The sequence below is a fragment of the Xanthomonas sp. CFBP 8443 genome (assembly GCF_025666195.1).
Lineage (GTDB): Bacteria > Pseudomonadota > Gammaproteobacteria > Xanthomonadales > Xanthomonadaceae > Xanthomonas_A.
Genome location: NZ_CP102592.1, coordinates 2,797,746 through 2,810,503 on the forward strand (window position 1 = coordinate 2,797,746; position 12,758 = coordinate 2,810,503).

The 12,758-nt window shown below is 69.6% G+C and carries 11 protein-coding genes; all 11 read right to left on the reverse strand.

The genetic code is table 11. The features are described 5' to 3' along the window. Positions 1-64: 64 nt before the first annotated feature. Positions 65-1,909 carry a monovalent cation:proton antiporter-2 (CPA2) family protein gene (locus tag NUG20_RS11640; RefSeq protein ID WP_263394653.1) on the reverse strand — a complete coding sequence of 615 codons (1,845 nt, stop codon included), beginning with the start codon at positions 1,907-1,909 and terminating at the stop codon, positions 65-67. Between the two features lie 349 nt (positions 1,910-2,258). After that, a complete protein-coding gene (gene moeB / locus NUG20_RS11645; RefSeq protein ID WP_263394654.1) occupies positions 2,259-3,398 on the reverse strand; it encodes a molybdopterin-synthase adenylyltransferase MoeB in 1,140 nt (379 codons plus the stop codon). Positions 3,399-3,974: 576 nt separating this feature from the next. Beyond that, entirely contained in the window at positions 3,975-5,192 is a 1,218-nt protein-coding gene (gene glp, locus NUG20_RS11650) for a molybdopterin molybdotransferase MoeA (protein ID WP_263394655.1), read from the reverse strand. After that, positions 5,189-5,794 carry a molybdenum cofactor guanylyltransferase gene (locus NUG20_RS11655; RefSeq protein ID WP_263394656.1) on the reverse strand — a complete coding sequence of 202 codons (606 nt, stop codon included), beginning with the start codon at positions 5,792-5,794 and terminating at the stop codon, positions 5,189-5,191. The genes glp and NUG20_RS11655 overlap by 4 nt, the downstream gene beginning before the upstream one ends. Positions 5,795-5,798: 4 nt before the next feature. Continuing rightward, a complete protein-coding gene (gene der / locus NUG20_RS11660) occupies positions 5,799-7,196 on the reverse strand; it encodes a ribosome biogenesis GTPase Der (RefSeq protein WP_263394657.1) in 1,398 nt (465 codons plus the stop codon). Between the two features lie 16 nt (positions 7,197-7,212). Then, the gene (gene bamB, locus NUG20_RS11665; RefSeq protein ID WP_263398462.1) at positions 7,213-8,571 is read right to left on the reverse strand and encodes an outer membrane protein assembly factor BamB; all 1,359 of its coding nucleotides are present in this window, start codon (positions 8,569-8,571) and stop codon (positions 7,213-7,215) included. Next, positions 8,568-9,206 (reverse strand): YfgM family protein, encoded by a 639-nt coding sequence (locus NUG20_RS11670; protein WP_263394658.1) that lies wholly within the window; start codon positions 9,204-9,206, stop codon positions 8,568-8,570. Before NUG20_RS11670 ends, bamB begins: the two co-directional genes overlap by 4 nt. Positions 9,207-9,270: 64 nt before the next feature. Continuing rightward, positions 9,271-10,152: a RodZ domain-containing protein gene (locus tag NUG20_RS11675; protein ID WP_263394659.1), complete on the reverse strand. Its 882-nt coding sequence runs from the start codon at positions 10,150-10,152 to the stop codon at positions 9,271-9,273. After that, positions 10,149-10,949 carry a type IV pilus biogenesis/stability protein PilW gene (pilW, locus tag NUG20_RS11680; protein ID WP_263398463.1) on the reverse strand — a complete coding sequence of 267 codons (801 nt, stop codon included), beginning with the start codon at positions 10,947-10,949 and terminating at the stop codon, positions 10,149-10,151. The genes NUG20_RS11675 and pilW overlap by 4 nt, the downstream gene beginning before the upstream one ends. A 13-nt stretch (positions 10,950-10,962) precedes the next feature. Continuing rightward, positions 10,963-12,144, reverse strand: coding sequence for a dual-specificity RNA methyltransferase RlmN (gene rlmN, locus NUG20_RS11685; RefSeq protein ID WP_263398464.1), 1,182 nt, complete (start codon positions 12,142-12,144; stop codon positions 10,963-10,965). A 33-nt stretch (positions 12,145-12,177) separates the two neighbouring features. Continuing rightward, the gene (ndk, locus tag NUG20_RS11690) at positions 12,178-12,603 is read right to left on the reverse strand and encodes a nucleoside-diphosphate kinase (protein WP_002812972.1); all 426 of its coding nucleotides are present in this window, start codon (positions 12,601-12,603) and stop codon (positions 12,178-12,180) included. Positions 12,604-12,758 lie beyond the last annotated feature (155 nt).

Sequence of the window (12,758 nt, forward strand, 5' to 3'; positions counted from 1 at the left end):
CTTGAACGTCGGCCACTCGCCGACGAATGGAGCGCAGCGTCCCGTTGCGGGGCAGCGCCCTGCCCTAGTCGCCCTGCCCCGACGGCGCGTCTTCCGGCACCGCTTCCGGATTGAGCGTGCGGCTCTCGCGCCGCGGCGGGGTGAACGGCGTCGGCTTGGGCACGGTCGGGACGGCGTTGCCGTACATCAGGCCGCTGCCGGCGCGCACGTCGCCGGCGGCGATCTCCAGCTCCAGGCGCTCGGCGTCGCGGCGGCGGATCTCGCGGGCGATGCCCGCGGCCTCGTCCTCGGCCATGCCCAGTTCGATCAACGCGGCCTGGCCGAATTCCACCGCCGATTCGAAGGTCTCGCGGATCTGGTAGTCCACGCCGGCGGCGATCAGTTTCAGCGCATGCTCGCGGTCGTACGATCGCACCAGCAACTTGGCGTGCGGGAACTCCTGCGTGGCCAGTTCCACGATGCGGTTGGCCGCCTCGCGATTGTCGATGCATACCGCGATCGCGCGCACGCTGTGCGCGCCGGAGGCATGCAGCACGTCCAGGCGGGTGCCGTCGCCGTAATAGATCTTGAAGCCGAACTCGGCCGCGCTCTGGATCATCTCGATGTCGTTGTCGATGATGGTCACGTCCACGTCGCGCGCCAGCAGCGACTGGCTGGCGACCTGGCCGAAGCGGCCGAAGCCGATGATCAGCACGCTGCCGGTGAGTCCGTCGGCCGCTTCCACGCCGTCCAGCGACGGCGCCTCCACCGGCGCCCAGCGCCGGTACAGCAGCACGAACAGCGGGGTCAGCGCCATCGACAGCACCACGATCGCGGTCAGGTTGGCGTTGACCCGGGCATCGATGACCCCGGCCGCGCCGGCCGCGGCGAACAGCACGAACGCGAACTCGCCGCCCTGCGCCATCAGCACGCCGCGGTCCAACGCCTGCGCGTTGCCGCTGCCGGTGACGCGCGCGACCAGGTAGATGCAGGCGGCCTTGGCGGCCATGAACGCGAGCACGCCGCTGAGGATCAGCGGCCAGTTCTGCGCGACCACGGCGAGGTTCAAGGCCATGCCCACGCCGAGGAAGAACAGCCCCAGCAGGATGCCGCGGAACGGCTCGATGTCGGCCTCGATCTGGTGACGGAAGGTGGACTCGGACAGCAGCACCCCGGCCAGGAACGCGCCCATCGCCATCGACAGCCCGCCGAGCTGCATCAGCAGCGCCGCGCCCAGCACCACCAGCAGCGCCGCGGCGGTCATCACTTCGCGCGCCTTGGCCGCGGCCAGCAGCCGGAACAGCGGGTTCAGCAGCCAGCGTCCGGCCACCAGCAAGCCGACGATCGCCGCGGCGCCCACGCCGATGCCGACCCAGCGCGACGGCGCGTCCGGCATCGCCGGCAGCGGCGCCATCCATGCCACCACCGCCAGCAGCGGCACGATCAGCAAGTCCTCGAACAGCAGGATCGCGACGATCTTCTGCCCGGCCGGCAAGGCGATGTCGCCGCGCTCGCCGAGCAATTGCATCACCACCGCGGTGGAGGTGAGCACGAATCCGGACGCGGCGATGAAGGCCACCGGCAGCGGCATGCCCAGGCCCAGTCCGACCCCGGTCAGCACCGCGGCGCAGACTGCGATCTGCAGCGTGCCCAGGCCGAAGATCTGCTTGCGCAGGCTCCACAGATGCGACGGCCGCATCTCCAGCCCGATCACGAACAGGAACATCACCACGCCCAGTTCGGCCACATGCAGGATCGCCTGCGGATCGGCGAACCAGCCCAGGCCGAACGGCCCGATCGCCAGGCCCGCGGCAAGATAGCCGAGCACCGAGCCCAGGCCCAGGCGACGGAACACCGGCACCGCCACCACCGCGGCGCCGAGCAGCGCCACCACCTTGATCAATTCACTGCTGTCGACTGCGTTGGTCATGCGCCGATTCTACGCACAAGGCCGGGACGGCCCCAGCCCATGCGCCGGCGCGCGACATGGTGGCGCGGTGGTCGCGACGGGAGTCGCTTCGTGTTTCATGGAGGCAGGCGCGCGTCGGCTGTTGCTGTTCCCTTCTCCCAGCGGGACCATGGCCCCCTTTTTGGGAGAAGGTGCCCCGCAGGGGCGGATGAGGGTACGGGCGCAGCCTCGTGTACCCAAATCCACGAGACGCTTCGCGCCGGACCCTCACCCCAACCCCTCTCCCGAGGGGAGAGGGGCTTTTTGCTTCGTGACGTTTGCGCGCAACTGACTGCAACTGTGTGCCAGCGAAGGCGGCTCCGCGTCCGGCTCAGGTTTCCGCGCTGCAGAACCGCGCGTAGTCGATGTAGCCGGGGAACGCCTGCCCCGGTGCGCATAGCGGGCACTGCGGGTCGGCGGCCAGGCGGGTTTCGCGGAAACGCATCGTCAGTGCGTCGAAATACAGCAGGCGTCCGCGCAACGGCTCGCCGATGTCCAGCAGCAGTTTCAGCACCTCGTTGGCCTGCAGCAGGCCGACGATGCCGGGCAGCACGCCGAGCACGCCGGCCTCGGCGCAACTGGGCGCGAACTCCGGCGGCGGCGGCTCCGGAAACAGACAGCGGTAGCATGGCGCCTGGCCTCGCCGGCGGCCGGCGTCGAACACGCTGACCTGGCCCTCGAAACGCTGCACCGCGCCGTACACCAGCGGCTTGCCCAGCTTCACGCAGGCATCGTTGAGCAGATAGCGCGCCGGGAAATTGTCCGAGCCGTCGAGCACCACGTCCACGTCCTGCAGCAGGCGTTCGACATTGGCCGCGGTCACCCGTTCGCGCACCGCCTCGACCGTCACGCCCGGGTTCAACGCGCCCAGCGCCGCGGCCGCCGAGGTCACCTTGGGCTGCCCGATCCGCGCCTCCGTGTGCAGGATCTGCCGTTGCAGGTTGCTGCGGTCGACCACGTCGTCGTCGGCGATGCGCAGCTGGCCGACTCCGGCCGCCGCCAGGTAGAAGCCCGCCGGCGAGCCCAGCCCGCCGGCGCCGACCAGCAGCACGCGCGCCGCCTGCAGCCGCCGCTGGCCCTCGATGCCGACCTCGGGCAGGCGCAGGTGGCGCGAATAGCGCTCGAAGAAATCCTGCTGCTCCGGCGCCAACGCCGGCCGCTGCAGCGGCAAGCCGTCGCGCTGCCAGCGTGTGGTGCCGCCCAGCACCGAGGCGATTCTCGAATATCCGGCCCGCTGCAGGAACAGCGCCGCCTCGTGCGAACGCTTGCCGCTCTGGCAGATCAGGATCACCTCGGCGTCGGCCGCGCCCAGATGCGCGGCCGGGTCGTCCTGCAGTTGCGCGCGGGCCACGCCGAGCGCGTCCTCGGCCATGCCGGATGCGCGCTCGTGTTCCTCGCGCACGTCGATCAACCGCGCGCCCTGGGCGATGCGCGCACGGGCCTGCTGCGGGGTCAGTTCGCTGATGCTCATGCGCCCATTATCGGCGCAAACCGGCGGCGCGTCGTTCGCGCCAGGACGTCCGGGAGCGCATCGTGCGTGGGCCGATGGGCGGAAGCCGCCTCGCCCTTCCCTGCTCCGCCTCACCCAAGCGCTGCATGGCGCATCTCGATCGCCTCGAGGTGCCCAGGCCGCAGCACAGCGGCCGGGGCCGGTCGGCGCAACGCCTGCTCACGCGCGCGACCCGCCGTGCGCCTTTCGGCGGCCCACGGGCCCACGGCGGAACGAATACGCGAACACCTCGACCACTCGCCAGCATCGAAGCGGCGCACCTATCTCAATCGCACCAGAGTGGCAGGCAGCCAATCCGCCAGCGTAGGCTGCACGACATTCCGCAGCCCTCACTCGTCCTGACGCGCTCACCTGCCGGGTAACCAAACGCGCGGCTCAATACGCGAACACTTCGACCACTTCGCCGACATCGAGCGACTCGGCCTATCTCGATCGCACCAGAGCGACAGGTCGCCAGCCGGTCACTCAGGTAGCGCGACGCTCCACAGCCCGCGCTCGATCTGACGCGCTCACCTGCCCGGCGACCGCACACGTGACTCAGTACGCGAACACCTCGACCACTTCGCCGGCCTCGAACTGGCGCGCGCCCTCGTCCAGGCGCAGCAGCACGTCACTGTCGGCGGCGCCGCGCAGGCGATGCGAACCGTCGGCCGGGTTCGGCTCCACCCACAGCTGGCCGTGCGCGTCGCAGCGCATGCGTCCGCGCAGGAATTCCAGGCGGTCGTGGCGCTTGTTCCAGCCCGAGGCCAGCCGCGCGCGCCATTGCGGGCGCGGCTCGGCGCGCTGTTGCAGCGCGTCCAGCAACGGCCGCCCGATCGCCAGGAAGGTGGCCAGCACCGACACCGGATTGCCGGGCAGGCCCAGGAACAGCGCACGGTCCAGCTCGCCGAACAGCAGCGGCATGCCCGGGCGCATCCGCACCTTCCAGAAATGGATGCGGCCGCGCTCGGCCAGCAGCCGCGGCAGGTAGTCTTTTTCGCCGGCGGACACGCCGCCGCAGGTCAGCACCACGTCGAACGCCGAGGCGGCATCGCTCAGCATGCGTTCGATCCGCTGCGGATCGTCCGGCAGCGTCGGCCACGCGGTCGGCTCCAGGCCGAGCAGGCGCAGCTGCGCCATCAGCATGTCGCGGTTGCTGTTGTAGATCTGCCCGGGCTTGAGCGGCATGCCCGGCTCGACCAGTTCGTCGCCGGTGGCGAACACCGCCACCGTCGGCCGCGACGCTACCGCCAATTGCGCCACGCCGAGCGCGGCGGCCAGGCCGATCCGCGACGGCGTCAGCGCCACGCCGGCCTCGAGCACGCGCTCGCCGGCGCGCACGTCCTCTCCGCGCATGCGCACGTGCGCGCCGGCGACGAGTGCGGCCGGCACCTGCACCTGGCCGTCGCGCTCGATCACGTTCTCCTTGATCACCACCGTATCGGCACCGGCCGGCAGCGGCGCACCGGTGGTGATGCGCAGGCACTCGCCGGCGCCGATCGCCTGCCGCAGGTCCTCGCCGGCGAACTGCTCGCCGGCCAGGCGCAGCAGGCTCGGCGCATCCGGATCCAGATCGGCGTGACGCAGCGCGAAACCGTCCATCGCGCTGTTGGCGAACGGCGGCAGGTCGATCGGCGCGTCCAGCGGCGCGAGCAGGATGCGGCCGTCGGCGCGCGGCAGCGCCAGGCGTTCGGCCGGCAACGGTCGCGACTGGGCGACGGCGGCGACGATGGCCAGCGCCTCGGAATAGGCGATGCGGGTGGGATAGTCGTTCATGGCGCCGGCAGGATACCTGCTGCGTGCAGATCCTGCGGCGTGTTGAGGTTGCCGAGCCTCACCCCGGGCAGGCGTACGCGAACCATTGCCAACCGCTGTTGCAGGACGCTCGGTGCGTAGCGCGCGGTCGTCAGCGCCGCTGCCAGTGCGGGACGCAACGCGTCGAGGCGATACAGCGCCACCAGCGGCTGCACGCCGTCGTCGTCCTCGGCATAGGCGCCGGCACCGGGGCCGCTGGCGGCGATCAGCTTGGCCAGCAATGCCGGCGGCAACCGGCACAGGTCCACCGGCAGGGTCAGCAGCCAGGGCGTCGCGCAGACTGCGGCCAAGGCATCCAGGCCGGCGATCGGCCCCAGCGAACGTTCGGCGCCCGCGGGCGCGACGAGCCGATCGGGCACCGCGCGCAATCCGGCGGCGGCATAGCGCGGCAGCATGCGGTTTGCGCTGACCAGCACCGCCGCCACCGACGGCGCCAGCGCCTGCGCCAGGCCCAGCACCAGCGGTTGCCCGTCGCGTTGCAGCCAGGCCTTGTCGCGGCCGCCCAGGCGTTGCGCGCGGCCGCCGGCCAGGATCCCCAGCGTGACCTCGCGCCGCGCGTCCATTCGGCTACTTGCCGCGGACGTGCTTCATCAGGCGCCGCTTCTTGGCGACCTGGCGCTCGGTCAGCACGTTCTTCTTGCCTTCGTACGGATTGGCGCCTTCGCGGAACATGAAGCGCACCGGCGTGCCGACCAGCTTGAAGCGCTTGCGGAAGAAGTTTTCCAGGTAGCGCTTGTACGACTCCGGCAACACCTTCAGGCGCGTGCCGTGGACGATGAAGGTCGGCGGATTGCTGCCGCCCGGATGCACGTAGCGCAGCTTGGAGACATGGCCGCGGATGCTCGGCGGCGGATTGGTCTCGTAGGCCACTTCCAGCGCCTGGTTGACTTCGCTGGTGCTGAACACACGGGTCGCCGAGGCATGCGCGTTGTGGATCGAGCGGAACAGCTCGCGCAGGCCGGAGCCATGCTTGGCCGAGATCCGCACCGCTTCGGCCCAGGGCACGAAGCCGAGCTTGCGCGACAGCAAGGCTTCGGCCTGCTCGCGCTGGTAGTCGGTGAGCCCGTCCCACTTGTTGACGGCAACCACCAGGGCGCGGCCGGCGTCCAGGATCGCACCGAGCACGCTGGCGTCCTGGTCGGTAACGCCTTCGGTGGCGTCGAGCAGCAGCACCGCGACCTCGCATTGCTCGATCGCCTGCAGCGTCTTGAACACGCTGAACTTCTCCACCGCCTCCTCGACCCGGCCGCGGCGGCGCAGGCCGGCGGTGTCGATCAGCCGGTACAGGCGGTCGTCGCGCTGCAGGTCGACCGCGATCGAGTCGCGGGTGGTTCCCGGCACTTCGGAGGCGATCATCCGCTCTTCGCCGAGCAGCCGGTTGACCAGCGTCGACTTGCCGACGTTGGGACGGCCGACGAAGGCGATGCGCATGCGTGCGGGATCGGTGTCCAGCGTCGCGCCGGCGCCCTCTTCCGGCAAGCGCGACAGCACTTCCTCGAGCAGGTCGTCGATGCCGTGGCGATGCGCGGCGGAGACCGCGATCGCCTCGCCCAGGCCATAGCGCGCGAACTCGGCGCGGACCTGATCCTCGTCGGTACCGTCGATCTTGTTGATCAGCAACAGCGTCGGCCGCGCCAGCTTGCGCAGCCAGGCGAGGATCTCGTCGTCGAGCGAGGACGAACCCTCGCGTCCGTCGACCACGAACAGCACCAGGTCCGCCTCACCGGCGGCAGAGCGTGCCTGGTCCGCAGTGGCGCCGGCCAGGCCTTCCTCCTCGCCGGAGATGCCGCCGGTGTCGACGATCACGAACGGGGTTTCCGGCTCCAGCCGGCAGACCCCATAGTTGCGATCGCGGGTGACGCCGGGCTGGTCATGGACCAACGCGTCGCGGCTGCGCGTGAGCGCGTTGAACAGCGTGGACTTGCCGACATTCGGCCGTCCAACCAGGGCGACCAGCGGCAGCATCGCGAATTCCCTTCCTTTATTGACCCAACCGGAACGCGGTCAGGTCGCCTTTCGTGTTCTGGACCAGCAGGATGCCATCGGCTACCACCGGCTGCGCTACCAGCGCCTTGCGTCCCACTCGCTCGCGTGCGGCGATCTCGCCGTTGTCGAGCTTCAACCAATGCAGATAACCCTTGTAGTCGCCGACCACGGCGTAGTCGCCCTGGATCGCCACGCCGGTCAACGAGCGCCGCGCCAGCGCCGGCTGCGACCAGGTCGCCGAGCCGGAGGCCTTGTCCAGCGCCCACACCGAACCGGCGTTGTCGGCCACCACCACGCTGCTGGAACTGACGCCGACACCGCCGGCGCTGCCATGGTCGCGGGTCCACAACGGACGCCCGCTCGGGCCTTCCAGCGCCACGGTCTGGTTCTTGAAGCTGGCCGCGTACAGGGTGGTGCCGTCCAGCACCGGCGCGCCGTCCACGTCGGACATGCGCTCCAGCTCGGTACGGCCTTCCGGCACGCCGACGGTCTGCTCCCACAGCACGCGCCCGTCCTGCATCGCCAGCGCCGCCAGCGTGCCGTCGTCGTTGCCGACGAACAGCACACCCGGGCCGGACACCACCGGCGCGTTGCCGCGCACGGTCAGGGTCGGCAGTTCCTGCGTGTGGAACCAGCGCTGCTGCCCGGTGACCGCATCGAAGGCGGTGACGTGGCCGTCGTTGCTGCGCACGAACACCATGTTCTGCGAGACCACCGGCGCGGCGATCACTTCGTTGGGGACCTTGGCGCGCCACTTCTCGGTGCCGCTGGCCGCGTCGAGCGCGACCACTTCGCCATTCAGGCCACCCACCACCACCAGCCCCTCGCCCACGCCAGGACCGCCGGCGAAGCGCGGCAGCGGACGGTTCTTCTCCAGCCGCTTGCGTTCCTTGGCCTGCTGCTTCTCGTTGCGCAGGCGCTGCTTGTAGGCGGCGCGCTCGTCCTTGGTCAGGCCCTTGCTGGACTCGCCCTCGACCTGGCTCTCCGGCTGCTCCTGGACCTGCGACAGACGCTCCTTGCGCGCCTTCTTGGCGTCGTATTCCCACAGCGTCTTGCCGGTCTGCAGGTCCAGCGCGTAGACCGAACCGGAGGTCGCGGCCAGGTACACCTTGCCGTCTGCCACCGCCGGATGCTGGCGCACGCCGATGCGCTGCTCGCCCTTGCCGGCATCGGTGGACCACAGCTTGGCGATCTTCACCGACGGCTTGAAATCGACCAGCTCGGCCGGCTCGGCGGCCTTCTTGGCGGCCGCATCCTTGCCCGCGAACCAGCCCTTGACCGTGCTGCAGCCGGACAGCGCCAGACCCAGCAGGGCGACTGTCGCGATGCGCTTGAACATGACTACCTTCATCAGATCGGCTCCGCAGGATTCGGCACGGTGCCGCCCGCATCCATCAATTTCGTTTCCAGCAGTCGCCGTTGCGGCGCCGCCACGTCCAGGGTGGTCAACGACTTGGCGTACGCATCGCGTGCCGCATCGCGCTTGCCCTGCGCGATCAGCGCATCGCCGCGGATCTCCAGGCTCTGGTTGTCGTCGGCCGAGGCCAGCAGCTTCAGCGCTTCGTCGCTCTTGCCGGTCTGGATCAGCAGCCGCGCCACGCGCTGGTCGACCAGCAGCTTCAGTTCGCCCTCGGTCTTGAGCCCGCGCAGCGTCGCCAGGGCCTGGTCGTACTTGCCGGCGTCGGCATGCGCCTTGGCCAGGCGCAACGCGGCCAGCTCGGCATAGATGTTGGCCGGGCCCTGCTGCAGCGCCGCCATGTCCTTGCCCGCCTTGTCCAACTGATTGGCCTGGATGCTCTTGAGCACGGCGTCGTAGCGGGCATTGGCCTGCGCCAGGTCGCTGGAATGCTGCTTGGTCCACCACTGCCAGCCAATGATCGCGCCGATGCCCAGGGCAATGCCGCCGATCAGGCCGGCGCCGTTTTTCCTGAGCCAAGTGCGGACGCGTTCGCTTTGTTCGTGCTCGTCGAGCAGGTCGTCGATCGCCATGCGTACTCTCGCCCCGCCGCAACGACGGGACATGGAATGTTGAGATTGAGGAACCGCGCCGCCGTCACTCGGACGCTGGCACCACGGAACCGTCAGAGGATACCGCAAAGCGGGCCACGTTCGCGCGCTTGTACGGGGTCAGATCCACGGTACTACCGGATTGCTGAACCTGGACCGCCGACGCATTGCCGAGCACGATGCGGCTCACCTGGCCCGGCGCGTAGTCGCGCTTCTCGCCCGCTTTCAGCAAGGCTTTTTCCAGCGGCGTGCCGTCGGCCGCGATGATCTGCACCCAGCTGTCGCCCTGGAACGACAGGCTCAGGCCAGGCTTTTGCGCCGTGCCGGAGACGCGTTCGGTTTCGCTGGAGACGCGCGGCAGCGGGGTCAGCGAGGCGATGTATGGCGCGGCGCTGGGCGCGGCGCGGTCGACCGGCGCGGCGGCTGCGGCGTGGTTGCCTGGGCCGGACGGCGCAGGCTGTGCAACGTCGCCCGGGGCGGCCGGGACCACGTCCAGCGACGCGGTGCTCGGGCCGTCCTCGGCGAAATGGGTGCGGGTCGCATACCAGACCGGCACCGCCAGTCCGGCGGTGATCACCACGTACACCAGGCGCCGGGTGGCGCTCTCGAGCATGCGCCGCAGCGGCGGCGTATGGGTGTGGCTGATCAGCTCCACCGGCTGCACCGGCGCCAGGTGCGCACTCTCCAGCAGCGGTTCCAGATCCACCTTGAGCAGGCGCGCGTAGCTGCGCAACTGCCCGCGCACGAACACCGGCGCGCCGAGGCGCTGCCACTGCTCCTCTTCCAGCGCACGGACCACGTGCACCGGCATGCGCAAGCGGCTACCGACGTCGTCGATGCTCAGGCCCGCCGCTTCGCGCGCTTCGCGGAGGTGTTGTCCGCAACCTTTGGCGCCGTCGAAAGCGTTCGGATTGGAATCGCTGATCACAATGCACTAGCCCCGGGAGTCGTGGTCGCGGCGTCGGGAAACTCCTTGCGCAACCGCTGTTGGTAACGGCCGGCGGCAGCCCTGTCGCCCAGCCCTTGTTCAATCTGAATAGCAAGTTGTAACACGGATGCGGTGGCCGGCGCAGCCGACAAACGCCGTTCGGAGAACGCGCGCGCCTGAAAAAAGCGCGCCTGCGCCGCTTCGTCGCGCGCCATCGCTTCCAACGCGTACGCATTGCCCGGCTCCAGCGCCAGCGCCTTGCGCAGGTCGCGCGCGCCGCGTTCGCGCTGGCCGATCTGCAGCGCGCAACCGCCGGCATTGGCCAGGGCCGACGCCGGTGTGGCGTAGCCCGGCGCCGCCAGGGCGCGGTCGAACCATTGCAGCGATTCGGCGACGGCGCCGTTGGCGCATAGCCAGGCACCGTAGTTGTTCAAGGTCTCGCCGCGGTTCGGCGCCAGCTCGGCGGCCTTGCGGTAGTGCTCGCCGGCCGCGGCGGCATTGCCGCGGCGGTCGGCGACGACGGCCAGCAAGGTCTGCGCCTGCACCGAATCCGGCGCCAGCGCCAACGCCTTGCGCGCATGGTCCTCGGCGCCGGCCAGATCGCCGCCGCTGAGCCGGTTGCCGGCCAGGCCCAACTGCTCCTGCAGCGCGTAGCGCGCCTTGACCGCACCGTCGTCGCGGAAATCGTAGTCCGGCGCCACCTGCTCGACGCTGCGCAGCTTGCCCGGCGTGCTGCTGCGCCCGGCGCAAGCCGACAGCGCCAGCAGCGCCAGCAGCGCCACGCTCAATCCGGCGATGGCCAGAGGATGGCTAGGCCGCCGCATCCCGGTCCGCCCGCGTCTGCAACTCGCGCTGGAAGTCGGCCTGGCGGCGCGTGCGGTCCATGACCTGCCCCTTGAGCTGGCCGCATGCCGCATCGATGTCGTCGCCGCGCGTGCGCCGCACCATGGTCAGCACCTGCGCATCGAGCAGGATCTTCTGGAACGCGCGGATCTCGGTATCGCCGGAACGCTCGTAGCGCGTGCCCGGGAACGGATTGAACGGGATCAGATTGACCTTGCCCGCGTCCTTGGCCTGCACCGCATTGTCGAACTGGCGCATCAGCCGCGCCAGCTGCCGCGCGTGCTCGGGCTGGTCGTTGATGCCCTTCATCAGCGTGTATTCGAAGGTCACCGACTCGCGGCGCTTGTTGGCGCGCAGGTAGCGCGCGCAGGCGGCCATCAGTTCGGCGACCGGGTACTTCTTGTTGAGCGGCACCAGCGTCTCGCGCAGCGCGTCGTCGGCCGCGTGCAGCGAAACCGCCAGCGACACGTCGCTCTCGGTGGACAGGCGATCGATCATCGGCACCAGGCCGGAGGTCGACAGCGTCACCCGCTTGTTGGCCAGGCCGTAGCCCAGGTCGTCGCGCATCACGCTCATCGCGCGCACGACGTTGTCGAAATTCATCAGCGGCTCGCCCATGCCCATCATCACCACGTTGGTGAGACGGCGCTGCTGGTGCGGCACGTTGCCCAGGTGCCGCGCCGCGACCCACACCTGGCCGATGATCTCGGCGGTGGACAGGTTGCGGTTGAAGCCCTGGGTGGCGGTCGAACAGAACGTGCAGTTCAGCGCGCAGCCGACCTGCGACGACACGCACAGCGTGCCGCGGCCCTTGTCGGGGATGTACACGGTCTCGATCGCGTTCTTGCCGTCGGTGCCCATGGCCAGCAGCCACTTGTGGGTCCCGTCGGTGGACGGCTTGTCGAACACGATGTTGGGGACGACGACCTCGGCATGCTGCTGCAGCTTGGCGCGCAGCGCCTTGCCGAGGTCGGTCATCTGGTCGAAGTCGGTGACGTAGCGGTGGTGGATCCACTTCATCACCTGGTGGGCGCGGTAGCGCGCTTCGCCGAGGGTCTCGGCGAAGAAACGCTCCAGGCCCTCGCGATCGAGGTCGAGCAGGTTCTGCTTGGCTACCGCGCCGGTCCGGATCGGATCGGCGAGCGCCAACGGAGTGTGGACGACCTCGTTCACGATGACCTCTTAGCGCGAAACCACTTCGGTGGCGGCGAAGAAATACGCCACTTCGTTGGCGGCGTTCTCGACCGAATCGGAACCGTGCGCGGCGTTGGCGTCGATCGAGTCGGCGAAATCGGCGCGGATGGTGCCCGGCGCGGCATCCTTCGGGTTGGTGGCGCCGAGCAGGTCGCGGTGCGCGGCCACGGCGTTCTCGCCTTCCAGCGCCTGGATCATCACCGGGCCGGAGATCATGAACTCGACCAGCGCGTTGAAGAACGGACGCTCGCGGTGCACGGCGTAGAAGCCCTCGGCCTCGCGGCGCGACAGCTGCTTGTACTTGGCGGCCACGACCTTCAGGCCGGCCTTCTCGAAGCGGGAATAGATCTCGCCGATGACGTTCTTGGCGACGGCATCGGGCTTGATGATGGACAGGGTGCGCTCCAGCGCCATGGGAAGTTCTCCGTTGGGCGGGCCACTAGACGGCCCGAGGTTAGCATGAAAAAAACCCGCGTCAAAACGCGGGCTTAGCCAGAATTGCGATGGACAATTCTATCCAATCGCAGCGGGGTTTGCACGGGCGCCGGCTGAATCGTGCTGCACCGCAA

Coding starts and splice junctions, on each gene's coding strand:
- moeB (WP_263394654.1), bottom strand. CDS start 3,398: ATGAGCATCAGCGAACTGACCCCGCAGCAGGCCCGTGCGCGCATCGCC.
- glp (WP_263394655.1), bottom strand. CDS start 5,192: ATGAACGACTATCCCACCCGCATCGCCTATTCCGAGGCGCTGGCCATC.
- NUG20_RS11655 (WP_263394656.1), bottom strand. CDS start 5,794: ATGGACGCGCGGCGCGAGGTCACGCTGGGGATCCTGGCCGGCGGCCGC.
- NUG20_RS11640 (WP_263394653.1), bottom strand. CDS start 1,909: ATGACCAACGCAGTCGACAGCAGTGAATTGATCAAGGTGGTGGCGCTG.
- der (WP_263394657.1), bottom strand. CDS start 7,196: ATGCTGCCGCTGGTCGCCCTGGTTGGACGGCCGAATGTCGGCAAGTCC.
- NUG20_RS11670 (WP_263394658.1), bottom strand. CDS start 9,206: ATGGCGATCGACGACCTGCTCGACGAGCACGAACAAAGCGAACGCGTC.
- ndk (WP_002812972.1), bottom strand. CDS start 12,603: ATGGCGCTGGAGCGCACCCTGTCCATCATCAAGCCCGATGCCGTCGCC.